This is a genomic window from Sphingomonas sp. SORGH_AS_0438 (assembly GCF_031453475.1).
In the GTDB taxonomy this organism is placed as follows: domain Bacteria; phylum Pseudomonadota; class Alphaproteobacteria; order Sphingomonadales; family Sphingomonadaceae; genus Sphingomonas.
This window is the reverse complement of the sequence record NZ_JAVIZS010000001.1, coordinates 1,084,331-1,107,290: the sequence shown is the minus strand read 5'-3', so window position 1 is coordinate 1,107,290 and position 22,960 is coordinate 1,084,331. Positions and strand designations below refer to the sequence as shown.

At 63.3% G+C, this 22,960-nt stretch carries 25 protein-coding genes, 3 pseudogenes and 1 riboswitch; of the genes and pseudogenes, 16 read left to right on the top strand and 12 right to left on the bottom strand.

Features of this window, described 5'->3' with window-relative positions; all coding sequences use genetic code 11:
• The first annotated feature begins 35 nt into the window (after window positions 1-35).
• Window positions 36-926 carry a LysR family transcriptional regulator gene (locus QE452_RS05300; RefSeq protein ID WP_309659710.1) on the top strand — a complete coding sequence of 297 codons (891 nt, stop codon included), beginning with the start codon at window positions 36-38 and terminating at the stop codon, window positions 924-926.
• Window positions 927-1,074: 148 nt separating this feature from the next.
• On the opposite strand, the gene QE452_RS05295 is transcribed toward QE452_RS05300, so the two are convergent.
• From QE452_RS05295 to QE452_RS05280, 3 genes and pseudogenes are all read right to left on the bottom strand, one after another.
• A complete protein-coding gene (locus tag QE452_RS05295; protein ID WP_309659711.1) occupies window positions 1,075-1,461 on the bottom strand; it encodes a GNAT family N-acetyltransferase in 387 nt (128 codons plus the stop codon).
• A gap of 24 nt (window positions 1,462-1,485) precedes the next feature.
• A pseudogene (locus QE452_RS19045) lies at window positions 1,486-1,875 on the bottom strand (VOC family protein).
• A 50-nt stretch (window positions 1,876-1,925) separates the two neighbouring features.
• Window positions 1,926-2,693 (bottom strand): AraC family transcriptional regulator, encoded by a 768-nt coding sequence (locus QE452_RS05280; RefSeq protein WP_309659714.1) that lies wholly within the window; start codon window positions 2,691-2,693, stop codon window positions 1,926-1,928.
• Between the two features lie 360 nt (window positions 2,694-3,053).
• Between QE452_RS05280 and QE452_RS05275 the strand changes: the two genes are divergently transcribed.
• The 6 genes and pseudogenes from QE452_RS05275 (at window position 3,054) to QE452_RS19040 (ending at window position 5,789) form a co-directional block, all read left to right on the top strand.
• Entirely contained in the window at window positions 3,054-3,353 is a 300-nt protein-coding gene (locus QE452_RS05275) for a PadR family transcriptional regulator (protein ID WP_309659715.1), read from the top strand.
• Window positions 3,350-3,934, top strand: coding sequence for a hypothetical protein (locus QE452_RS05270; RefSeq protein WP_309659716.1), 585 nt, complete (start codon window positions 3,350-3,352; stop codon window positions 3,932-3,934). Before QE452_RS05275 ends, QE452_RS05270 begins: the two co-directional genes overlap by 4 nt.
• A gap of 77 nt (window positions 3,935-4,011) precedes the next feature.
• Window positions 4,012-4,320, top strand: coding sequence for a hypothetical protein (locus QE452_RS05265; protein WP_309729699.1), 309 nt, complete (start codon window positions 4,012-4,014; stop codon window positions 4,318-4,320).
• Between the two features lie 39 nt (window positions 4,321-4,359).
• Window positions 4,360-4,833 carry a CPBP family intramembrane glutamic endopeptidase gene (locus tag QE452_RS05260; protein WP_309729696.1) on the top strand — a complete coding sequence of 158 codons (474 nt, stop codon included), beginning with the start codon at window positions 4,360-4,362 and terminating at the stop codon, window positions 4,831-4,833.
• Between the two features lie 164 nt (window positions 4,834-4,997).
• Window positions 4,998-5,312 (top strand): annotated as a pseudogene (locus tag QE452_RS05255) (recombinase family protein); the annotation flags it as partial.
• Between the two features lie 108 nt (window positions 5,313-5,420).
• Window positions 5,421-5,789: a transposase gene (locus QE452_RS19040; RefSeq protein WP_309659719.1), complete on the top strand. Its 369-nt coding sequence runs from the start codon at window positions 5,421-5,423 to the stop codon at window positions 5,787-5,789.
• On the opposite strand, the gene QE452_RS05250 is transcribed toward QE452_RS19040, so the two are convergent.
• From QE452_RS05250 to rtcR, 3 genes are all read right to left on the bottom strand, one after another.
• The gene (locus tag QE452_RS05250) at window positions 5,714-5,992 is read right to left on the bottom strand and encodes a hypothetical protein (protein ID WP_309729694.1); all 279 of its coding nucleotides are present in this window, start codon (window positions 5,990-5,992) and stop codon (window positions 5,714-5,716) included. The genes QE452_RS19040 and QE452_RS05250 overlap by 76 nt on opposite strands.
• A gap of 136 nt (window positions 5,993-6,128) precedes the next feature.
• On the bottom strand, window positions 6,129-6,461 hold the full coding sequence (locus QE452_RS05245) for a recombinase family protein (protein WP_309659720.1): 333 nt from the start codon (window positions 6,459-6,461) through the stop codon (window positions 6,129-6,131).
• 106 nt (window positions 6,462-6,567) lie between these two features.
• Window positions 6,568-8,160, bottom strand: coding sequence for an RNA repair transcriptional activator RtcR (gene rtcR, locus QE452_RS05240; protein ID WP_309659721.1), 1,593 nt, complete (start codon window positions 8,158-8,160; stop codon window positions 6,568-6,570).
• A gap of 257 nt (window positions 8,161-8,417) precedes the next feature.
• Here rtcR and QE452_RS05235 point away from each other — a divergent pair, with 257 nt between their 5' ends.
• From QE452_RS05235 to QE452_RS05225, 3 genes are all read left to right on the top strand, one after another.
• Window positions 8,418-9,644: an RtcB family protein gene (locus QE452_RS05235; RefSeq protein WP_309659722.1), complete on the top strand. Its 1,227-nt coding sequence runs from the start codon at window positions 8,418-8,420 to the stop codon at window positions 9,642-9,644.
• A gap of 27 nt (window positions 9,645-9,671) precedes the next feature.
• A complete protein-coding gene (gene rtcA, locus QE452_RS05230; protein WP_309659723.1) occupies window positions 9,672-10,685 on the top strand; it encodes an RNA 3'-terminal phosphate cyclase in 1,014 nt (337 codons plus the stop codon).
• Window positions 10,686-10,940: 255 nt separating this feature from the next.
• Window positions 10,941-12,899 carry an AAA family ATPase gene (locus QE452_RS05225; protein ID WP_309659724.1) on the top strand — a complete coding sequence of 653 codons (1,959 nt, stop codon included), beginning with the start codon at window positions 10,941-10,943 and terminating at the stop codon, window positions 12,897-12,899.
• A gap of 39 nt (window positions 12,900-12,938) precedes the next feature.
• Here QE452_RS05225 and QE452_RS05220 read toward each other — a convergent pair whose 3' ends face one another.
• The gene (locus QE452_RS05220; protein ID WP_309659725.1) at window positions 12,939-13,070 is read right to left on the bottom strand and encodes a hypothetical protein; all 132 of its coding nucleotides are present in this window, start codon (window positions 13,068-13,070) and stop codon (window positions 12,939-12,941) included.
• 100 nt (window positions 13,071-13,170) lie between these two features.
• Window positions 13,171-13,827 carry a hypothetical protein gene (locus QE452_RS05215; RefSeq protein WP_309659726.1) on the bottom strand — a complete coding sequence of 219 codons (657 nt, stop codon included), beginning with the start codon at window positions 13,825-13,827 and terminating at the stop codon, window positions 13,171-13,173.
• 252 nt (window positions 13,828-14,079) lie between these two features.
• Here QE452_RS05215 and QE452_RS05210 point away from each other — a divergent pair.
• A pseudogene (locus QE452_RS05210) lies at window positions 14,080-14,841 on the top strand (IS5 family transposase).
• A 722-nt stretch (window positions 14,842-15,563) separates the two neighbouring features.
• On the opposite strand, the gene QE452_RS05205 reads toward QE452_RS05210, so the two are convergent.
• Window positions 15,564-16,250 carry an SDR family oxidoreductase gene (locus QE452_RS05205; protein ID WP_309730511.1) on the bottom strand — a complete coding sequence of 229 codons (687 nt, stop codon included), beginning with the start codon at window positions 16,248-16,250 and terminating at the stop codon, window positions 15,564-15,566.
• A 177-nt stretch (window positions 16,251-16,427) separates the two neighbouring features.
• On the opposite strand from QE452_RS05205, the gene QE452_RS05200 reads away from it, so the two are divergent.
• On the top strand, window positions 16,428-16,739 hold the full coding sequence (locus QE452_RS05200) for a helix-turn-helix domain-containing protein (protein WP_309659728.1): 312 nt from the start codon (window positions 16,428-16,430) through the stop codon (window positions 16,737-16,739).
• A gap of 297 nt (window positions 16,740-17,036) precedes the next feature.
• Here the strand turns inward: QE452_RS05200 and QE452_RS05195 are convergent, their stop codons facing one another.
• A complete protein-coding gene (locus QE452_RS05195) occupies window positions 17,037-17,318 on the bottom strand; it encodes a DUF427 domain-containing protein (protein WP_309659933.1) in 282 nt (93 codons plus the stop codon).
• A 181-nt stretch (window positions 17,319-17,499) separates the two neighbouring features.
• On the opposite strand from QE452_RS05195, the gene QE452_RS05190 reads away from it, so the two are divergent.
• Window positions 17,500-18,204, top strand: a complete 705-nt coding sequence (locus QE452_RS05190) for a UPF0149 family protein (protein WP_309659729.1) — start codon at window positions 17,500-17,502, stop codon at window positions 18,202-18,204.
• Window positions 18,205-18,305: 101 nt separating this feature from the next.
• Here QE452_RS05190 and QE452_RS05185 read toward each other — a convergent pair whose 3' ends face one another.
• Window positions 18,306-18,689, bottom strand: a complete 384-nt coding sequence (locus QE452_RS05185; protein WP_309659934.1) for a VOC family protein — start codon at window positions 18,687-18,689, stop codon at window positions 18,306-18,308.
• A 240-nt stretch (window positions 18,690-18,929) separates the two neighbouring features.
• Between QE452_RS05185 and QE452_RS05180 the strand changes: the two genes are divergently transcribed.
• The 3 genes from QE452_RS05180 to QE452_RS05170 all read left to right on the top strand — a co-directional run bounded on the left by QE452_RS05180 (window position 18,930) and on the right by QE452_RS05170 (window position 21,640).
• On the top strand, window positions 18,930-19,145 hold the full coding sequence (locus QE452_RS05180) for a hypothetical protein (RefSeq protein WP_309659730.1): 216 nt from the start codon (window positions 18,930-18,932) through the stop codon (window positions 19,143-19,145).
• Window positions 19,146-19,251: 106 nt separating this feature from the next.
• A riboswitch (cobalamin riboswitch) is annotated at window positions 19,252-19,475 on the top strand.
• Window positions 19,476-19,598: 123 nt separating this feature from the next.
• A complete protein-coding gene (locus QE452_RS05175; RefSeq protein ID WP_309659731.1) occupies window positions 19,599-20,582 on the top strand; it encodes a DUF1852 domain-containing protein in 984 nt (327 codons plus the stop codon).
• A 29-nt stretch (window positions 20,583-20,611) separates the two neighbouring features.
• Window positions 20,612-21,640: a methionine synthase gene (locus tag QE452_RS05170; RefSeq protein ID WP_309729691.1), complete on the top strand. Its 1,029-nt coding sequence runs from the start codon at window positions 20,612-20,614 to the stop codon at window positions 21,638-21,640.
• A gap of 208 nt (window positions 21,641-21,848) precedes the next feature.
• Here the strand turns inward: QE452_RS05170 and QE452_RS05165 are convergent, their stop codons facing one another.
• A complete protein-coding gene (locus QE452_RS05165) occupies window positions 21,849-22,937 on the bottom strand; it encodes an acyltransferase (RefSeq protein ID WP_309659733.1) in 1,089 nt (362 codons plus the stop codon).
• Between the last annotated feature and the right edge of the window lie 23 nt (window positions 22,938-22,960).

Sequence of the window (22,960 nt, the reverse complement as noted above, 5' to 3'; positions counted from 1 at the left end):
TTGGTCTATATCCTTTTCGGCTATAATCTGCTGACGTGGATAATCTGCTTGGGATCACCAGCTTCGTCCGAACGGCGGAACTGCAGAGCTTCGTCGGCGCAGCCCGCGCGCTCGGGCTGTCGCCATCCGCTGTCGGCAAGAACGTCGCCAAACTGGAAGCGGCGCTTGATGTGCGCCTTCTGCATCGTACCACCCGCCGCGTCCGTCTCACCGATGAAGGCGCGCTGTTCTTGGAGCGCTGCCGGCGCATTCTGGATGATCTGCGCGAGGCCGAGATTGCCGTATCGGACGCGGGAGCGACACCGCGCGGTATCCTTCGGGTCAGCCTGCCCACGATCGGTTACCGGTTTCTCGTCCCGCACCTGCCCGCGTTTTGCGCTGCCTATCCGCACATCGAGCTCGACCTGCATTGCAATGATCGACTGGTCGACCTGCTTGAAGAAGGGATGGACGTGGCGATACGCGGCGGTGAATTGGCCACGTCATCGCTGATCGCGCGCAGGCTCGGCTCCTTTTCGTTCGTGCTGTGCGCGTCGCCTGCCTACATTAACGCGCACGGCCAACCGCACTCGGTCGACGCCTTGGCGACCCATGACGCGGTGCGGTTCCGCCATCCAGGCTCTGGACAGTTACAGCCTTGGCCTGTCGAACTCGACCGATATCCGCGTACAGTCCTGGCATGCAGCAACATGGAAGGTGTACGCGACGCGACTATCAATGGTCTGGGCATCGCATATATGCCTGACTTCCTGGCGGCAGATGCCGTTCGGACTGGAGGCCTCTGCCACCTGCTGGAGGACGAGGTGCGCTCCGAAGGCCAATTCTCACTCGTATGGCCCTCCGGCCGCCTGGTGTCATCACGGCTGCGGACCTTCATCGACTTTGCCACTGCCCACCTGTTCCAAGACAACGTGGCAACTCCGTAGAACGGTTATGGACGTCACGGTTGATGGACCAAGCCACCCAGTCTCATCATGGCACCTGTTAGAGATGTCGCTGACCGTCTCACTAGCCGTTCCCAGTCGAAAATGTCGATTGGCATTGCATCGCCATGGTATGTGTTCAGTTGGCGCTTCACGCCGTCATAACCCTTTCCCGTCCCAAGGTCTTCGCGAAGCAGACTGCCTCAGATCGTCCAACATATTTGCCAAAGTTGAGAATGCGCCGATAGCCGTTTCTCTCGTAGAACTGAACGGCGCGGCTGTTTACCAATCGTGTTTCCAGCCACAGCTCGCGATAGCCATCGGCTTCTGCTCTTCTTTCGAGATCGTTGACGACAGTCGATCCCACCCCTTTACTTGCCGGAATGGCGAACATCCGCTTCAACTCCGCCACGCCTTTCTGAAGCGGTCGATATGCCCCGCACCCCAGAGCGTTATCCCTTGGGAGAGAGGCGGCCGGGGATCGTGGGGCCTTTTGAACGGCCCCACCTGTTTGTTGGCAGATGTTCAAAGCGGGCACACACGCGGTCAGGTCCGTGATCGGTCATCCTGCGACAGGCGAACATATCTCGATCAGACATCCGTCGATGTCGCGCACGTAAGCGACGATCTGACCCCACGGCTTCTCGGCCGGTGGGGCCACGCGGTTCGCGCCCGCGCCGACTGCCCTTTCATAGGCCGCCTGCGGATCGTCCGTGACCAGCGCGATTTCAAAGCCGGAAGCGATATCACCTGTGCGGTTGGGGCGGATCGCCAGGCCGTTCATTTCCGCCATCGGCTAACCGGCAAAAGCGAGCACGGTCTCCCCGGTATTGAGCTCGGCATACAGGTTGCTCTCGTGGACGAAGCGACGCTTCAAGCCGAAGGCGCGTTCATAGAAATCGATCATGGCAAGCACGTCGGCGACGTAGATGCTGGTGTATCCGAGTTTCATATCACCCATATGAACCGCCTGCGGCATATCGTCTTGAACAAATCGGACACTCACGGCGTCAGGCCGGCAAGCGCGGGGTCCGGCAGTCGCCCTGGACCAATGCCCCCCATTTGGCGAAACGTACGGGACATATGTGCCTGATCGGCATAACCAGCCTCTATCGCGGCATTCGCAGATCCAATACCTCCGTAACGGAGGCGAAGCGCGCGATGAAATTGAATGATCGCAGCGAGTTGCTTCGGCCCCAACCCGGTCGCAGCGGTGATCCGGCGTCGCGCGGTTCGAACATCCATATTGTGCAGCTTGGCCAGCTCCGCGATCGGCAGGCGTCCTCCGGTGACATGCAGCATATCGATCATGGCCATCGTCAGCGGATCGACATGCTGCATGCGAAACCGCCCGGCGACGAACAGGCCGAGCCGGTCGGCTAAGGCATCGACACTGGCGGCGGGCCGACATAACTCAGCAAGCGCGGGAAGTGCCGTCATGGCCTCGTCATCCATCAGGACGCGATCGACGATCAATCCTGGATCGAGTGCCAGCACACCACCCGCCATGCCCGGACGCAATCCCACGCCCACGAACGCCGTACCTGCGCTGACCGGTACAAGGTGGAAACGTGTAGATGGCCCGGCGATCCGTACTGCAATGACCCCGGAGGGTTTCAGGCCATCAGACGGAAACCGCAGAATGATATCGCATCGCCCATCGGGAGGAACCCTGTGATGACCGTCACATACCGCGAATGAACGCCATACGGTTTCTATCGCGAGGGGATGCCAGACCGCCTTTGAATCTTCCTGGTAGCTGCGTTGCATCAACACCGTCTCACGTCAGGGTATCGATGCCTTACCGTGTATCTGTGCCCGTTTCACGTAACGCCCCCTCATGGCCGGACAGCATTCCCGTAGCAACACGCTTTCCAACGGGTCGTGCACGTCGATTTCCCATTTCTCGATCCCAATAGGACGAGACATAAAGCCTTCGGGTCTCGTTCCGCCCCCAAGCCGTACCCTACGACCAGCGATGGCGTTTCCCACTATGCCCTGCGTGTTTGTCAGTATTGACGCATAACCCTTGCATAGCATGAATATGTATCCTAATACCCTTGCATGACAAGGCAATCGGGTGAATCGCAAAATGCGATTGGCAGATGGGAGGTCCAGCTCCGCAAGGGCGTGCTGGAGTTCGTCATCCTGTTGTCACTCAGCGAGCGCGAGCAATATGGCTTCGAGCTGATCTCCGGGATCGCCAAGCGCGCCGCGATCGACGTGCCGGAGGGGACGCTTTATCCGCTGATGCTGCGCCTGGCGAAGGACGGGCTGATCTCGTCTCGCCTCGCCGATGGCGATGGTGGCGCACCCCGCAAATACTATGCCCTGACAGCCCAGGGCCGGGAGCTTCTGCGGGGCATGGTCCCGTCATGGTCGAAGCTCGCCGCCTCCGTCGATAGCCTGCTGCCAGGAGCGTCCGCATGACCCCCGCTTTCACCGACCCTGCCGCGCGCCGTCGCTGGGACGCCTATTTCTCCGAGGTCGATCGCCTGCTCGCGCGCGCAGATGCGGACGTGGCCGAGATGCGCGGCGATCTGGAAGCGCATGTCGTTGACAGCATGGCTGATGCGTCGGGGGGAAACGAAGGGGAACGGCTTGACGCGGCCCTATCCCGCCTCGGCCGGCCGATCGACTATCTGCGCCCGCTGCTCGCCGACGAAATGCTTGAGCGCGGCACCCGGACCTACAGCCCGATCACGATCGCGCGGGGGCTTTCCCATGCCATCATGGCCGGATCGCGCCGGGCCGTGATCGGTTTCGCATTCGGCCTCGGTTATCTACTGCTCGCCATCTTCACCGGCATGGCGCTGCTCAAGCCGCTCTGGGGTGAGCATGTCGGTGTGTTCCGTTATGCGGACGGCACGGTCAGCGCCGGCATTGTCGCGCAATCCGATGGCGCCCGCGAACTGCTTGGCTGGTGGTCGATCCCCATCGCGCTGCTGCTGGCGGCGCTGCTCTACGTCGCTCTCACAAAGGGACTTCGGGCTCTCCGACAGCGGCGCTGAAGCTTTGCCTGAAAACCTCGCATAGCAAGGTAATAATGATGACTGACACGACAGCCGGTCGCGTGCGACCGGGTGCGATGGCGTTCGTCCTGCTGACGGTGTCGTTGAGCTGGTCGATCTGGATCGCGGCATGGCTGGCAACTGGACGGCCGACTACGTTTCATGGTCCAGGCGCCATGATGGCGGCGATCTATGCCGGTTCGTTCGGGCCGGGCGTGGCTGCGGCCATTTTGTCTGCTATCTCGTGCCCTAGTTCCCTCAAGGAATGGCTGCGCGGGTTCATCCGTTTCCGCTGTGGATGGCGGGCCTATGCCGCTGCGCTGCTGCCATTTCCGATCGCGCTTCTCCTTCTGACGATCGCTCTTGGTTATGCCCCACGGCTATAAGGGCTGCATGGTCAGGCATCGATCCTCCTGTACCTGACGGTGTTCCCGGTTTCGATCTTCAACGGCGTGACGACCGCGATCATGGGGGCCGGCCCGTTGGAAGAGGAAGGCGGATGGCGCGGCTATCTGTTGCCTCGCCTGCTGGAGCGGGGCGGCGAGGTCCGCGCTTCCCTCATCATCGGCATCGTCTGGGCGCTGTGGCATCTGCCGATCATGGCAATGTTCTCCGACTGGCGAAGCGGCGTTCCTTTCGTCGCCTATCTCCCTCTCTACACGCTCGGCGTCATCGGCCTGTCATTCGTCATGTCGCGCATATGGCTGGCCGGCCGTGGCAGCCTGATCCCTTGCATCTGGCTGCATAGGCTGGTGAACGCCGTTGGCGGCATAGCCTTTGACCGCAGCCTGTGGGCGAGCCATTGGTCACCGGAAGCCGGTACGTTCCATTTCGCTATCGCTACGGCTCTCACCGCCGCTTTCCTGTTCTGGATGAATGGCCGGGCGCAACGGCTCTGAGCCGTTACCGTATATTTGTACCCGTCCTATGGGACGCCTCCTCAGCGCTGCCGACAGCGGGATCGTAGGAGGGCGTTCGACATAGCGCCCCCCTTCCGCGAAGCCCCGGGTGCGGCGGTCTACCTCGCTGCACGGTCTGCGAGCCAACAGCCACGGAAAACAGAATGCTTATAGGTTACGCACGTGTCTCGACAGCCGATCAGGATATAGCCCTGCAAATCGATGCGCTTACCAAGGCCGGTTGTGAGAGGATCTTCACCGACAAGGCAAGCGGCGCAAAAGCCGACCGTCCGGGGCTTGTCGACGCACTTGAGTTCGCGCAAGGCGGTGACGCGCTTGTCATCTGGAAGCTGGATCGGCTCGGTCGATCCATCCGGGGCCTCATCGATCTGGCGGCGGGCCTCTCTTCGCGCGATGTCGACTTTCGGTCGCTGACTGAAGGCTTCGATACCGCTACACCTTCCGGAAGGCTGCTTTTCCAGTAAGCGTCCGGTCTTCTCCGCCTTGCTGACGAGGTGATGTGGAAGCCACAGGTGCGGTACTGTGGCAGACACCGGTGCGGCATTATGGCGACGTGAATTATCGAGATGGTTGGGGCGGAGCCGCGACGACGGTTCAGCGACGATGACAAGGCGCGGATCGTGTCGGAGGCGATGATGCCGGGGGCGAGCGTGCTGGACGTGGCGCGGCGTAATCCGGTTCGGCCCTTTCCGAAGCCGGATTATGCGGCCCGTCCAGTAGACGAGCGCGGTGCCCCCGCGTGCGAAGACGGCGTGACCCCGTCGGGCCGCTTTACCCCTCTGGGGTATGAGTTGGGGTATGTGGCCTTTGCGGCTCTGCCACGGATGTCGGAAAGCGCCCAGGAGCGGATACAAGCCTCCTATTGCGTGGTTGTGCTGATCACCGGAAAACTTGCCAAGATGGCGTCGCACGACAAGATGAGCGCACGAAGATAGGACTGATCTGCTTCCACGTTGAAGCGATGCTGCTGATTTAGGTGGTCGGGATTTATATCAACTACTCCCTCAACATGGCCCCTGCCACGCATCCGCACGGTCAGCTTGATACCCGGTTCCAATCCCTCCAGCGCTGCCCCACCTGCGAGTGTCGTGACCATTGCAACGATCTCGTCGCGGAACCGTTCGACATCTCCCGTCATAAGAATGGGTCCGCCGCATTCCAGAGCGCAACGGATGCCCTCATTTCAACTCGGATCCCCGGCCAATTACTGTCCCAATAGTCTGTCGCATTAGGGAACTCACGACCTTTCACCCAAAGTGAGTAGCCGCAAAAAGTCAGGTCGGACTCGGCGTTCCCGCACGAGCTCCACTGCCTCCAACTTGAACTCGCGGCTGAACTTCCGTTGTTGCATCTCCATCCTCCGGTTCCAAAAACACCTCATCTCGGTATTCACGAGACCGGCAGCAGCTCAGGCGCCCCTTGTAGACCCCGCTGGCTTTCGCCTTCTCAATCCCGTCCTTCTGTCGCTCCCTCCGTATGTCCAACTCGAACTCGGCAAAGTTCGCCAGGATGTTGAGGAGGGGCTTACCGTCGGAGCGGGCCGTATCGATTGCGTCCCGCTGGAGGCATCGGAAGGTGAGCACCCCGACCTCGCCGGCACGGCCCATCAACTCTGGGCGGACGAGATCAGCGCCTTCTGCATGGGATAGAGCAGGATCACGGTGGCGGCCTGAGCGGCACGGGGCGGCATCGGCCGCCTCGTATGCCCCAGGGTCAGCGGTCGCCCATCGCGTCGGTCCAACTGAGATCGAAGCGGGCTAGGTACTTGCGCAATCGATCGGCGTCATTGGTCGAGGTACGCTGGCGGCGGGATGCGGCGAACAGGGTACGGCCGGCTTCGGACAAGGAGCGGCTCTCGCGACAGGTCTCCACCACATGGGCCAACTGGACCCGATCGAACGGGTCCAGCGCGTCCAACTGCTCGGGTGATAGCAGATCGGCGAGTGCATCGGGCGCGTCCGCCCCGCCCGTCCAAAGGCGCTTGAGCCGTGCGATCTCAGCGGTGACGCAGTCGACGTTGATCCGTCCCGACGGACTGAAGGTGGCCATTCGGGTGACGCTGGCGGCGAGGTCGCGGAAATTGCCCGGCCAGCGCGCCTCGGCACTGGTCGCGAAGCCGAGATAACGGTCGCGCGCTTCCTTGTTGAAGGTGATGCGGTCGCCCTCGCGTTCGGCATGGCGGTCGAGTTCATAGTCGAGATTGGGTGCGATATCCTCGCGGCGCTCGGCAAGGCCGGGCAGCGCGAACGTCCAGAGATTGAGCCGCGCATACAGGTCGTCGCGGAACGTCCCCGCTGCCACGCAGGCGGCAAGATCGCGATTGGTACCGGCAATCAGTTGGAAGTCGCTTTCGACTTCGCGGTCGGCGCCCACGGGGAGGAAGCGCTTGTCCTCGATCGCGCGCAGGATCATCGCCTGTTCGTCGAGGCCGAGTTCGCCGATCTCGTCGAGGAACAGCACGCCGGTGTCCGCCGTGCGCAGCAGCCCGGCGCGGTCTGCGGCCGCCCCGGTGAAGGCGCCCTTGCGGTGGCCAAACAGGGCCGACATCGCGCTGTCACCCTTCAGCGTCGCGCAGTTCACCTCGACCAGCGGCCCCTTCACCTGCCGCTTGACCCGCTTCAGTTCGTAGATGCGCCGGGCGAGCTGGCTCTTGCCCGCGCCGGTCGGCCCCATCAGCAACAAGGGCGCGCGGCTGCGGACGGCGACCTGCTCGATCTCGTCGATCATCGCGTTGAAGGCAGCGTTGCGGGTGTCGATGCCCGATTTCAGGAAGCTGGTGCTCTCGGCGCTGTCGGCGGCGAAGCGCGTGGCGATGCTGTCGTAGCGCGACAGGTCGAGGTCGATGATGTTCCACGTCCCCGCCGCCCCGCCAGACCCACGGGCAGGCTGTGTCTGAAGCAGGCGACCCGGCAGATAATGCGCCTCGGTCAGCAGGAACAGACAGATTTGCGCGACATGCGTACCGGTCGTGATGTGGACGAGATAGTCTTCCGTATCCGGATCGAACGGATAGGCCCGCGCGAAGTCGAGCAACTTTCCATAGACCTCCTCGAAGTCCCATGGGTCGGCGAAGTCCATCACCTGCATCTCGACCCGCGTTTCCGGCGACACCGAGGCGATGTCGAGCGCCACGAACGCGGCGAGGCGCGCATGCTGGGTCCCGTGTATCAGGACGAGCCGGTCGACCCGCAGGTCTTCGTGCATGGTGAGGCCGACCGTCGGCCGCCATCGGTTCCACCGCCCGGTGTCGAACTTAGCGGCATCGAGCGTCGAGCCGAGAAAACCGATAGCGACAGTGGGCTTCATGGCGATACTATAGGATAAACTACGATCCATGTCGATCGGAACCACTTGAGGAGTGGATCAACCCGCTCATGATCGAAGTGCCGGGAAAATCCCCAATTACGAAGTGAATAGGCAAGATTTTCGACTGTCGCGCGGCATTTGGCACGCTCCTCGCAAAGCCATGTTCGTCGGATCGCATGGTATCGAACGGTCCGACACGCGGCAGAGGCGGCCGGAATAGGCCGGCCGCCTCAAAGGTAAGTCCGAGGAGTTAGACGATGACCGCCACCGCTTACGAATACACCGACGTTCCCGGCGGCGTGCCGATCAAGGCTTGGACGCGCGGCGTGCCGGTCGAGGACGGCGCGAGGGCGCAGTTGGCGCGGGCGGCGCAGATGCCGTTTATCTTCAAGCATGTCGCGGCCATGCCCGACGTCCATATCGGGATCGGCGCGACGGTGGGTTCGGTGATCCCGACCAAGGGCGCGGTCATTCCGGCGGCGGTCGGGGTCGATATCGGCTGCGGCATGATGGCGGCGCGCACCTCGCTGATGGCGAGCGACCTGCCCGACCATCTGGAGGGTGTCCGCTCGGCGATCGAGCAGGCGGTGCCGCATGGCCGCAGCGTCGGCCGGGGCAAGCGCGACAATGGGAGTTGGGGCTCGCCGCCGCCCGCGATCGTCTCGGCCTGGGCGACGCTCGTCCAGCGCTTCGACCGGATCTGCCAGAAGCACCCGCGGCTCAAGAACACGAACAACCTCGTGCATCTGGGGACGCTGGGCACCGGCAACCACTTTATCGAGCTGTGCCTAGATGAAGAAGCGCGGGTGTGGGTGATGCTGCACTCCGGCTCGCGCGGCGTCGGCAACGCGATTGGCACCTTCTTCATCGAGCTGGCCAAGCAGGACATGCGCAAGTGGCACCTGAACCTGCCCGATGAGGATCTGGCGTACTTCCCGGAAGGAACCGACCATTTCGACGATTATGTCGAGGCGGTCGGTTGGGCGCAGGATTACGCGGCGCTCAACCGGCGGATGATGATGACCAATGTCATCGGCGCCCTGCGCAAGGTCATCACCAAGCCGTTCGAGGCGGAGTTGGAGGCGGTCAATTGCCACCACAATTACGTCACGCGCGAAAACCACTTCGGCGAGAACGTGCTGGTGACCCGCAAAGGCGCGGTGCGGGCGGCGAAGGGCGTGATGGGGATCATCCCCGGATCGATGGGCGCCAAGTCGTTCATCGTCCGTGGGCTCGGCAACCCGGACTCGTTCGATAGCTGCAGCCACGGCGCGGGTCGGGTGATGAGCCGGACGGCGGCCAAGAAGCTGGTGACGCTCGACGAGCATATCGCCGATACGGCGGGCGTCGAATGCCGCAAGGACGAAGGCGTGATCGACGAGACGCCTAAGGCCTACAAGCCGATCGAAGCCGTGATGGCCGCCCAGGCCGATCTAGTCGAGATCGTCCATACGTTGAAACAGGTGGTGTGCGTCAAAGGGTGACGCACACCATTGGTCAGAGTGAATATTATGATCGAGATTGATGGCGGCGAGGGCGAAGGCGGCGGACAGGTCGTACGCAATGCGTGCGCGCTGTCGCTTGTTACCGGGGAGCCGGCCCGCATCACCAACGTCCGCGCCAAGCGATCGAAGCCGGGGTTGATGCGTCAGCATGTCACCGCGATCGAGGCGGCGTGCGCGATCGGCAGCGCGACGTGCGAGGGGCTGGTCGTCGGGGCGTCCGAACTGACCTTCCGTCCCGGCCGGGTGACGGCGGGCGATTATCGCTTTTCGGTCGGAACGGCGGGATCGACGGGGCTGGTGCTGCAGACGGTCCTGATGCCGCTGCTGCTCGCCGACGCTCCGTCGCGGCTGGTGCTGGAGGGCGGCACCCACAACATGCTGGCCCCGCCGTTCGAGTTCATTGAGCGCTGCTTCTTGCCGATCGTCCGGCGAATGGGCGGGCAGGTCGAGACGCGGCTGGTCCGACATGGCTTCTACCCGCGCGGCGGCGGGCGGATCGAGGTGGATATCACCCCCGGCCCGCTCCGGCCGATCGAATGCCTGACGCGTGGCGAGGCGGTCGGCGTCTCGGCCTGCGCCTTAAACGCCGGACTGCCCATGTCGATTGCCGAACGCGAGATTGCCGTTGTCCGCAAGGCGTTTGACTGGTCGGAGCGCGAATGCTTCATGCGGGAACTGCCGGTCGATCAGGGGCCCGGCAACATCCTGCTGCTGGAAGCGCGGTTCGAGCATGTCACCGAGATCGTCAGCGGTTTCGCGCAACTGGGCGTGACGGCGGAGCGGGTCGCGAAGACGGCGGTGGGGCGGATGCGCGGCTATCTGGGGTGCAAGGCCTTTGCCGGACCGTATCTCGCCGACCAGTTGCTGTTACCGATGGCCTTGGCGGGGGGCGGCGTGTTCACCACCGTCAAGCCGGGCGAGCATGCCCGCACAGCGGCGACGGTGATCGAGCGCTTCACCGGGCAACGCACCCGGTTCGAGCAGCAGGCGGGAGGGGCGCATGCCGTGACGATCGCCTGACGGATTGCGAGCGTAACGACTTCCTGCTATCTGCCCTGCGAGCCCGCACCAACTGGCGGGCCATACGGAGACATGCTGTGTTCGACCTTGCCGCCTATTGCGGTGCACGGGTCGGCGGTCTCCGGCCTTTCGCGTAAACGTCCCACGACGTTGGCGGCGGGCCGGCATCCGCCCCCGCCGCACCTCACCCTTTCGACAGGAATGACGTCGACGCGCGTACTTGCGCTGTCGGCCTGAGAGACGCGTGGATACGACATGGACGAACTGGATATCGTTCGGGGCCTGATGCTCCGGACGGCGGGCGCGTTGCCCGCTACGGCACCGCTCGCCAAGGCGCTGCTGGAATGGGCGGAGCCGCATCGGCCCTGGCTGCTGCCCGACGTAGAAGGCGAGTGGAACTGGGAAGGCTTACTCGCCGGTCTGGCTGCTCCGCGTGGGGAACCGGTGCGGGCGGAGGCGCTCGAACTCGCGGGTACGCTGGCGCGGTTGCTGGGCTTGTCGCCAATCGATGCGGCGCTGCTGCGCCTGATGGTCGCGTGCGACCGACTGCCGCGCGTCGGTGCCTTGGCGCGATTGCTCAGCCGTCACGGGCATGACCTGCCGCAACTCCTCGGCGAGATGGCCGGGGCGGGTGCGGAGGACGCGGACCGCGCGGCGCGGCGGGGTGCGGTCACGCGGCTGGGCCTGGCCTGCTTCACGGCAACCCGCGAGGGTGAGGCGGATGTCGAGATCCGCTGGACCTTGCAACGTCTGCTCGACCGGGCTCCGGCGAGCGAGGAGGCAATGCTCGACACTTTGGTCGGTCGGCGGCAGGCGGCAACGCTGGGGCTCGACGCCTTTGCGCATGTCGAGCCGATCGACTTCCTCGTCCGCTTGCTGCGCGGTGCGCTGGGCGAGGCGGCGGCAGGGGTCAACATCCTGATCTACGGCCCGCCCGGCACCGGCAAGACCGAACTCGCGCGTACGCTGGCGGCGGCGGCAGGCGCGGTGCTGCACGGCGTTGGCGAGGCGGACGAGGACGGCGAGGAACCCGGCCGGTGGGACCGCGTCGCAGCACTGGCGCTAGCGCAACGTCTGCTTGGCGGGCGCGGGTCGGCCGTGCTGCTGTTCGACGAGATGGAGGATTTGATCGGCGATGCCAGCCCGTCCGCGGGCGGCGACTGGTTCAGTCGGCGCGAGGGCAGCAAGGTCTTCGTCAACCGGCTGCTGGAGACCAACCCGGTGCCGGTGATCTGGACGACCAACGCGATCGGCAATGTCGATGCGGCGATCCTGCGACGGATGAGCTTCGTGCTGCGGCTCGACCTGCCGTCGCGTGCGGCCGCGGCGGCGATGCTCGACCGGGTGGCGCGGGAGGAGCGGGTGACGCCCGGCCCTGCCTTCGCCACCTTGCTCGACGCCGCACCAGAGGCAGCGACGGTTCTGCGCATGGCGGCGCGTGCGGGTAAACTGGCCGGTGAAGAAGATGGCGGCACCGTCGCGGCCGAAGCGCTGGTCCGGGCACTGCGGGGTGGCACGCTGCCGCCGCCCGGACCGGCGGCGTTCGACCTCGACCTGTTCGAGACCGATCGGCCGATCGATCGCCTGTTCGCGGCCATGGCAGATGGCGGGGCAAGCGACGTGTCGCTGCTACTGACGGGCCCGCCGGGCACCGGCAAGACTGCCTTCGCACATCATCTCGCACGGGCGCTCGACCGGCCGCTGCTGGTCAAGCGTGCATCCGACCTGCTGTCCAAATGGGTCGGCGAGACCGAGGCGCAGATCGCCGACGCCTTTGCCGAGGCGCGGCGGCGGGAGGCCGTTCTGTTGTTCGACGAGGCGGACTCGCTGCTGTTCGACCGCAGTACGGCGCGAACCAGTTGGGAAGTGGGACAGGTCAACGAATTGCTGACGTGGCTCGACCTGCATCCGCTGCCGGTGGTCGCGGCGACGAACCACGAGGCGGGGCTGGACCCGGCGACATTGCGGCGGTTCGTCGTCAAGCTGCGACTCAAACCGCTCGGCACCGAACGAGCCGCCGCGGCCTTCCAGCGTTTTTTCGGCCAGTCCGCTCCAGCGTGCCTGGGCACGGTAGAGGGGCTGACTCCCGGCGACTTCGCGGTGGTCGCGCGGCAGTTGCGCCACTGGCCTGCGACGGATGCGTTGGATCTGGTGGAACGGCTGCGAGCGGAGGTGGCCGTGAAGCCGGGTCAATCGGTGCGACTTGGCTTTTGATCCGATGGGCGGGATGGCCGCCGCCACCCCGTTCGATCGTCAGAACGCGGCCCGGTGGGTCTTGAGCGCCCGCGCCAGCACGGCGGCCTCGAACGCCTGCTTGAGGCGGCGATCGGCATCGGGGCCCGCTTCCAGGATGATGGAATTGGTGCCCAGGCGCCTCGCGAACACCGAACACCGAACAACGCACACGCGTAGCGGACAGGCCTGGGTGAGCCTTGGTTGGTCAACGCGCGGAGCCTTGATCCGCGCGAAGCCCATTGGATAGCAATTACAAGCTGGTGGCTGATACGGACTTTCTCGCCTTTTCGCATTCGCGGACTTTCGCCGAATGATATTCGACGATTGGATAGCTGTCGTTGATGTTGCTTGCGGCGGCGGCGACAGTAATTTCTCCCATGGCGCCGGGCTTGCCTGCCATTTTTGGCTTGTCCCAGTGATAGCCGTAAAAACGTTCGTCATCACTAAGCGTCATCATCCAGAAATCATTTCGGCATTGAATGTCGCCACCCGAACAACGATTGACCAGCCGTCCGCTGCCATATTTGGTTTCAAGCGCCCACGCCAAATCCTTGACCCGCTGCCGAACCTGCGATCCGTCACCGTCGTTCGATATGTCTCTGCCTACCCCGCGGATTTGGCAGATACCCGTTTCCGGGTACGCTTCTATGACCACCGTTTCGATATCCGGATGTGACTTGGGTGGCGAAGTCGCTATGTAGAAGCCGGCCTTTTCCAGCTTTTCAAGGCTAAGCCCCTCGATGCTCTGGCCCATATTGAAGCCGAACGGACCGGATCGGGCAGCGACCTGCTTAGACGAACCCTCTGTCGCTACACGATTATGGTTGTCGCTTGGCTGTTGAGTGACTTTCGGGACATCACATCCACCAATCGTTAACGCCAGACAAATGGCTGCAAGCTTTTTCATGTGGACCCTCCCTGTTCTCAGACCACTTATCCGTTGACTGGTGCTCAAAGGAAGGGCCGGAATACGTTCATTACGAACATATTCAGCGCTGGACTCCACTGGCCCGCGCCAATGTCTAGATTCGGGTAGAAGTTCGAACTTGCAAAAGATGATTAGTCCGAAGGTTTCAACGCTGTCCTGCCGCCCTGCTTAGTTTCAGGATCCGTTGATGTGAGCGTTACGACCTGACTCAGGCTCCGTAAGAAGACCAGAATGAGCGACCTGTTTTGGCTGACTGATGAGCAGATGGGGCAGCTGCGACCATTTCTTCCAAAAGGCCACGGCAAGCCGCGCGTGGATGACCGGCGGGTGCCGGGTAGCATCGTGTTCGTCAACAGGAGTGGGCTGCGCTGACGAGATGCACCCGACACCTACGGTCCGCACAAGACGCTCTATAATCGGTTGAAGCGCTGGGGTGAGGCCGGCGTGTTCACGCGCATGAGGGAGAGTTGGCGTCGGCAGGGGCCGAGCCGAAGACGGTCACGATCGACGCGATTTACCTGAGGGCGCACTGCACGACCTTAAGCCTGCGGGTAAAAAGGAGGATTCCGGCCGCCTGATCGGGCGCACCAAAGGCGGCATGAACACCAAGCTCCACGCCGTCGCTGACGAGAACGACCGGCCTTTGAGCTTCTCCATGACCGCAGGCCAGATCAGCGACGACACCGGACCAGCAGCACTGCTCGACGAGATGCCCAAGGCGCAGTGGCTACTCGGCGCGGCGATCGCGGCTGTGAAGCCGATTGGTTCCAGGGACGTTCTGCAAGCCAAAGGCGTCCAGCCCTGCATCCCGGGTTGGCGATCCCACAACGAGCCGGTCAGATACGATAAGCGGCGCTATCGGCGCCGCGACCGCATGAGGTCATATATGGTCGCCTCAAGAACTGGCGATGCGTCGCCACCCGCTACGATCGCTGCCCAACCGTCTTCTTCTCCATCGTCGCACTCGCTGCCACGGTCATCTCCTGGCTGTGATCAACAAGTCCTGACCTTAGAGTGCCGGGGTCTCTAACACGATCTAGCCTTTTGATTTATAAGGTGTCACGCTTTCGACGGTGCAACTTCCACTTGGGAGATTGGATGGGATCTGGGTGGTGTAAGCGATATCGCCTACACAAAGCCGAGCTTTAAATGGATGGGTTTGTAGGCTGTCGCCTCGTGATACACCTTCGCAACCGCCCGATGTCCGCACAACATAAACAACGTCGTTGCTGACCCGGTAGAGGAGGTTTGATCCGTACGAGAAAAGCCGAGGATGAGAGCGCTGCGTATTGACGCACTCCGCCCCTGGTTCAATTATCTTGCCCGTGACAGCATGAGCTATATTCTCGTCCGCGGCTAGTTGATGTGCTCCCAACCCGGGAGCGAAAGCCATGATCGACGTTGCTAGCAATGCATATCGTCTGAACATAGCTTTGATCCTCATGATGGTCCGAATCGCCGGTGCCGACCATCAAGCGAAGACTGTGCTTTTACAACCACTTATTCATTGCAAAGGCTGACGTGTGCATCGGCTTTCCACCGTCAGTCCAACGTTTTTCCGTCTTCATTCACGCTACCGAATGGAGGCAAGCGGGTGCAACCTGCACCCACCCGCCTATCGCAGCAGACTTGTGGCTGCGATCAACAAGCCCTGAACCCTTGTCGCCCGAGCGCCAACGGCCCCTCCCACGGATGGGAAGGGCCGCACCCGCGACTTACGCCGTCGCACCGCCGTCGATGTTGAGCGTGGTGCCGGTGATGTAGCTCGCATCGGGACCGGCGAGGAAGGCGACCGCACCCGCGATCTCCTCGACCGTGCCGTAGCGGCCGAGCGGGATCGCTTGCAGCACCTGTCCCGCAAATTCGCTGTCGGCGGGATTCATGTCGGTGTCGATCGGTCCCGGCTGCACGGTGTTGACCAAGATGTTGCGCGGGGCGAGATCCTTGGCCCAGCCGCGCGCCAGCGCCGCCACCGCGGCCTTGGTCGCGCTGTAGACGGTGGTCGCGGGAAAGGCCATTTCGCCGGAAATGCTGCCGATCAGGATGATCCGCCCCCCATCGCGAAGATGCGGCAGGGCCGCGCGGGTGCCGACATGCAGCCCCTTCACGTTGACGCCGAACTGGCGGTCATAGGTCTCGTCGGTATCCTCGGCGATCGCAGAGAATTCCGCCACGCCGGCATTGTGGACCAGGATGTCGATGCCGCCCAGGGCGGCGGCGGCCTGTTCAACGCCAGCGCGCTGCGACGCCGGGTCGGCGGCATCGGCCTGGAAGGCGAAGGCAGTGCCGCCTGCGCTCTCGATCGCCGCCACGGTCGCGTCGGCTGCCGCCTTGTTGCCGGCATAGGTGATCGCCACCGCCGCGCCATCGGCCGCCAGTCGCTTGGCGATGGCCGAGCCGATGCCACGCGATCCGCCCGTGACGAGCGCTGTCTTTCCCCTTGACTGACATGTGCATTCTCCAAATCCGGCCCGCGATCACGACGTCGTACGCTGTCGGCAGAGGCAAGATGGGACGACGGTTCAATAGTTCAATATTCCCGAACTATTAAATTAGCGATCATGCCTTATATCGATTGCATGGCCCGCTTCACCCATCCCCGGCTGGAAGACGTTCCGCTCGATCTGGCATTGCATGCGCTGGCCGACCCCAACCGGCTGGGCATGGTCGCGCGGCTCGCTGCGACCGAGCGACTGAGCTGCACCGATGCGGCCCCGTGCGAGACGATTCCGAAAAGCACGCTGTCGAACCACCTCAAGCTGCTGCGCGCAGCGGGACTGATCGAGACGATGCAGGCCGGGCGCGAAATGATCAACACGCTGCGCCGGGCCGAATTCGACGAGCGCTTTCCCGGCCTACTCGACGCGGTGCTCGCCAACCGGCGGGCCTGATCACCGACCGAGGGCGTCGAGTTCCGCGAGGGCACCCGAGGGCAGCGCCGGCCATGCCGCGGCAGGGTTGTCGTGCCGATGCACCACCGACGAGGTACCCGGAATCAACCGAATACTGGACGAACGCGGGTGCCAATGCCGCCGGACGGGTGGCGGTCCTTCACGGGTCGAATGGCAATGGCGACATCGTCGAGCGCTCGCGCTTCTGCACATAATGCCGCCTGTAAACGCAATTTGCGCCTGAACGACTACGGGATGCTACACTCCGTCACCGGCCGGATGCTTGCACGACCCGGCTCAGCTCACGGTGACACCTTTCCAAAAAGCGATACGGCCGCGAATGGCCTCCGCTTCGGCTTTAGGATCGGGATAATACCAAGCGGCATCCGCATTGTCGGCGCCCGCGACGTGCAGGCTGTAATAATGCGCCGTTCCCTTCCAGGGGCAAACGGTCGTCGTGCCACTCGGCCGCAAGACGGCGGCATCCACACTGTCCACCGGGAAATAGTGGTTGCCCTCGACGATGACCGTCTCGTCGCTATGGGCAATGCGGGCACCGTTCCACCGAGCTTCGACCATCATATCTCTCCTGACGCCGACGGAGATCGGCATTGGGTCTATGTCCGTCAAGGTCGCGGCCGGTCGACGATCGACCACTGTCAAACCCGAACGATCCTATTAACGGGCGCGCCATGCGGGAAACCCATATGAAGCACCTCATCGACGGCACCGATATCGTCACGGGCGATCCTACGCCGCTATGGGTGAAGGAGGAGGCAAAAATGCACGAACGGAACCTTCGCCTGTGAGAAAAATGCCATCCCGTTTCCGACGCCTCGACGGGGCATTGGCGGACCTTCCGGTCGAAGAGCCGATGCTGCTCACCGAGCTCGACGGCTTCCTCACCGGGCTGATCGTCTGTCCCGAGGCGATCCCGGTGGACGCGTGGATGACGGTCATATGGGGCGTCGAGATCGATGGCGTCCCACCGTTCGAGGACCCGCTCGACGTGCAATGGTTCGTCAGGGCGGTGACGGCGCGGCGCGACGAGATCGCGCGCGACCTGTCCCGCGGCAAGCTGCAGCCGATCCTCGACATCGACGAGCGGGATGGCGACGTTCTGTGGGAATTCTGGATCGACGGCTTTTCCGATGCGATCGCGTTGCGTCCGGATGCGTGGGACGCCGCGGCCGCTGATAGCGAATGGGCCGATCCGTGGCGGCGCCTGCTGGCGCTGATCGCGATCGCCCGCGACGAAAGCGATCTCGACAGCGTGGAGATCAATGCGTTCCAGGACCGTGCGGTGGCCGAACTGACGGACACGATCCAGCGCCTCCATGCGGCCCGCGCTCATACGGGCGAGACGAAGGCGAATGCCATGGAGACAGTCGCGCCGGCCAAGACCGGCCGCAACGATCCCTGCCCCTGCGGCTCGGGAAAGAAGCGCAAGCATTGCTGCGCCTGACCTGCCGAACCCGAATGGACGATGTCTTCCGTGGTTGGTCGCACCGGATCAATCGGGTGCTGCCCGCCCGCAACCGGGACGGGCAGCACGGTTAGGCCCGCTTATTTGGGAAAATGGATCCCGCAAAGCTTGTTGCCGTCGGGATCGCGAACATAGGCGAGTTCGATCGTGCCCATGGAGGCCGTGTTGCGCGGACCCGGCGGTGCTTCGATCGACGTGCCGCCATTGGCGACCGCAACATCGTGAAACTGCTTCACCTGCTCCGGCGAGTTGCAAGCAAAGGCGACGGTGCTGCCGTTCGCGACGGTTGCCGGCTCGTCGTTGATCGGCTGGCTGACGATGAAGTTGGTCCCGTTGTCGTTCCGATAGATCAGTCGGGTATGACCGCTGTCGGCGATGTTCCGCATCGCCTCCCCTACGCCGAGGGTGCCCAGCACCGTGTCGTAGAAACGCTTCGATCGCTCAATGTCGTTCGATCCGACCATCGTGTGAAACAGCACGCTATTCTCTCCTGCTTGGGACAGTGCCCGGAACGAACGGAAGCGGCATCCGGGCCATCGGATCGGTGCAGGCGGCCCGAAGGATGAAGCGGATATCGGCCAGGACCGATTGCCGGGCCGGGAATTTGGCTTGTCAGGGACCATGGGGCGGGCCACCCTCGCCACCCGATGACGACATCCCCCATTTCCGAAGACTATGCCCGCGGACGACGCGACGGACTGCGCATGGCGCTGTCGATCCTCGAAGCGGAGGAGGCCAAATGGGAAGCCCGGCTGGGCGAAAGCCCGTCCTGGCGGACAAACGCGATGCGGGTCATCCGCCACAAGGCCTATCAGGTCGCGCGCAAGCGCGTGCAGACGGCGCTTCATCGGCTGCAACCGAAATCGGAAGCCGCGTTGCCCAGCGAAATCGCACAAAGGATCGACCAGGCCGGCTTGTAGGCGCACGCGCCCTATCTTGCGCCAGAGGGCATCCGGGCGCCGGACATCACGTCATCAAGATATAAGGATATCTTTATATCATGATTGACAATGCCTCGGTGTTGGTGTTGGAACGCGGCGTCGAGGTTCCCCATCCCAGGCATGGCGATGGGGCTAAGACGGGAAGCCGGTGGTGTCCTTCAGGGCAGAGTCCGGCGCTGCCCCCGCAACTGTAAGCGGCGAGCGGCGGCTCCAATTCGTGTCACTGGGTTCCCGCAAGGAGCCCGGGAAGGCCGGAGCCACCGCGTCGACCCGCAAGCCAGGAGACCTGCCTTTCGACGCCATAACGTTCCTCGGACGGGGGTTCCTCCGGTGGATCGCGCTCGACGCGACGGTCCGTGACGTTCCGCCATCCGGGCCTGTCCCTGCCTTGCGCGCTCTCGCCTGACCTCTGTCCGCAAAGCCAGGTGAGTCATGACGAATAGCGGGTTCACATTCACGATCAGCAGCATCCCGTTCAACGAGGACTATCGTCCGGCCGACAGCACGCGCATCACCACCAACTTCGCCAATCTCGCCCGAGGCGACAACCGGCAAGAGAATCTGCGCAACACGCTGATGATGATCGATCGCCGTTTCAACGCGCTGATGCACTGGGACAATCCCACCGGTGATCGCTACACGATCGAGTTGAAGATCATCTCCGCCGCGCTGACCATTGGCGATGGTGACGCCGACGACGCGCTTCCCCTGATCGAGATTCTGCACACCAGCATCGTCGACCGACGCAGCGGCGAGCGGACCGATGGCATCGTCGGCAACAACTTCTCCTCCTACATCCGGGACTACGACTTCAACGTCGTTCTCCCGGACCACCTCAGGACCGGAGGTGGCGGTGCGCCGGACGATTTCGGCGATCTCCACGGCGCTCTGTTCAAGCGCTTTCTCGGCTCAAGCGCCTATCGCGACCATTTTCGGAAGGCCCCGGTCATCTGCCTGAGCGTGTCGAGCAAGGCGATCTACCACCGGACGGCAAACGTCCATCCTATCCTCGGCGTCGAGTATCGGAACGACGATACCTCCCCGACCGACCGGTATTTCGCGAAGATGGGCATGAAAGTGCGCTACTTCATGCCGCCGCACAGCGTCGCGCCCCTGGCCTTCTATCATATCGGCGATCTGGTCAGCGACTACACCAACCTCGAACTCGCCGGCACGATCGCGACGATGGAGACGTTCCAGAAAATCTATCGCCCCGAAATCTACAACGCCAACTCCGTGGCGGCGGAGCAGTACCGGCCGAGCCTGACATATCAGGACTATTCGCTGACCCGCATCGTCTACGATCGCGAGGAGCGCAGCCGGCTCGCCGTGGAGCAAGGCAAGCTGGCCGAGGCGCATATCATCGCGCCGCATGGTGCCGCCCTTCGACGCTGGTCCGCGACCTGCGGCCTCTGATCCCACCCAAACGACAGGTATATTCCATCATGACGAGATTGTTGCCGACGACGACGGCGGGCAGCCTGCCCAAGCCCAGCTGGCTTGCTCAGCCCGAGACCCTGTGGTCGCCGTGGAAGCTGGAGGGTGAGGAACTGATCGCGGGCAAGCAGGACGCGCTGCGTCTGGCGGTCGACGATCAGCGCCAGGCGGGCATCGATATCCTGGGAGACGGCGAGCAGACCCGCCAGCACTTCGTCACGACGTTCATCGAGCATCTGGACGGCGTCGACTTCGAGAAGCGCGAGACGGTGCGTATCCGCAACCGTTACGACGCCAGCGTGCCGACGGTCACCGGCGCCGTGTCGCGGCCCCGCTCGGTCTTCGTCGACGATGCGCGGTTCCTGCGCGCCCAGACCACCCAGCCGATCAAATGGACCCTGCCGGGGCCGATGACGATGATCGATACCCTCTTCGACGCCCATTACCGGAGCCGCGAGAAGCTGGCCTGGGAATTCGCCCGCATCCTCAACGAGGAGGCCCGCGAACTGGAGGCTGCGGGCGTCGACATCATCCAATTCGACGAACCCGCCTTCAACGTGTTCTTCGACGAGGCGAACGACTGGGGTATCGTCACCCTGGAACGCGCCGCCGAGGGCCTGAAGGCCGAGACCGCCGTCCACATCTGCTACGGCTATGGGATCAAGGCCAATACCGACTGGAAGAAGACGCTCGGCTCCGAATGGCGGCAATATGAGGAAACCTTCCCCAACCTCCAGAAATCGAAGATCGATATCATCTCGCTCGAATGCCAGAATTCGCGAGTGCCGATGGACCTGATCGAGCTCGTCCGCGGCAAGAAGGTGATGGTCGGCGCGATCGACGTCGCCACCGATAGCATCGAGACGCCGGAACAGGTCGCCGATACCCTGCGCAACGCCCTGCGCTTCGTCGATGCGGACAAGCTCTACCCGGCGACGAATTGCGGCATGGCGCCTTTGAGCCGCAAGGTCGCGACCGGCAAGTTGAAGGCGCTGGGTGCGGGCGCGGCGATCGTCAGGCGGGAAATCACGGCCTGACCGGCGCAGTCGGGGGCTGTTCGGCGACTGCCAGCGTCTGACGTACCTAGGCTCCGACCCCGATCCGCTTCCTCGGCTTCGCCATCATCGGGCTAATGCCGGGAAGCGGATGACGGGTCATCCTTGGCAGGCCGTCCGCCCGCAACCCCATTCCAGACCGATGCCCCGTCGCCGACGAAGCGCATCACGACCTATCGAAGCCCGATCGTCATCGGGACGGCGCGACCGCCGACCGCCGGAGGAAGCGGGCGGCAAGCCGGCGACGCACGGGTTCGTCGTACAGCTTCAGACTCGCATAGGCGATCAGCACGGCGACGATCACCAGCAGGACGCCCATGGGCGCGCCGATACGGGCCGGGACCTTCTGGTCCACGACCCAGGCCGTGTAGAGGTAGATCAGGGGATAATGGGTGATGTACAAAGGGAAGGACAGGTCACCGAAGAACCGGGCCACGCGCAGGCTTTTGCCATCGGCCAGTTTCTGCCCGGCGCCGATCGCGACGATCAGCGGAAACAGCAACAGCACGCAGGCCGCATCGTACAGGCCATTGCGCCAGTCATGCGGCGTGTCGCCCATACGCGGCAGCGCCAAGGCCAGGATGAGCAGGACGCCGCTGACGGCAAAGGCGTGCCGAACGCGCAACCGCTTGCCCGATCGCATCAGCAGCATCCCCGCCAGGAACGGATAGCATAGACGCGCCAGACCGATATGGATGCCGGCCGCGTCGAGCGCCCAGCCGCCGATCAGATCGCGTCGTTCGCCCCGCAGCGCGACGTCGAGCAACAGCCCGGCCGCCAGCACCAGCAACAGCGTGAGGCCGCGACGCGAAAGCCTGCGCAGCACCAGCGCATAGGCTATATTGGCGACATATTCGTAGAAGAGCGACCAAGCCGGGCCGTTCAGCGGATGGATCTCATCCCAGCCGCGAATATCGAACGCCTTCGGCAACGGCAGCAGCGTACAGCCGAGCAGCATCACCAGCAGCATCTGCCAGACCGGCGTCTCGGCGATGCGTGGAAACAGGCCCCCCGCCTGGAGATAGAAAAGCGCGCCACCGAACACGCTGCCCAGCACCACCATCGGCTGTAACCGGATCAATCGCCGCTTGTAGAATTCCCACTGCCCCATGCGCGACCAGCGATCATCATAGGCATAGGCAATCACGAAGCCGGACAGCAGGAAGAAGAAATCGACGGCGAGATAGCCGTGGTTGATGATCTGCTTGGTGGGGTCCGCGTCCGAATAGGCTTCGAATACGTGGAAGATGACCACCATCAGCGCGGCTATGCCACGCAAGCCATCCAGGATCTCGAAATGAC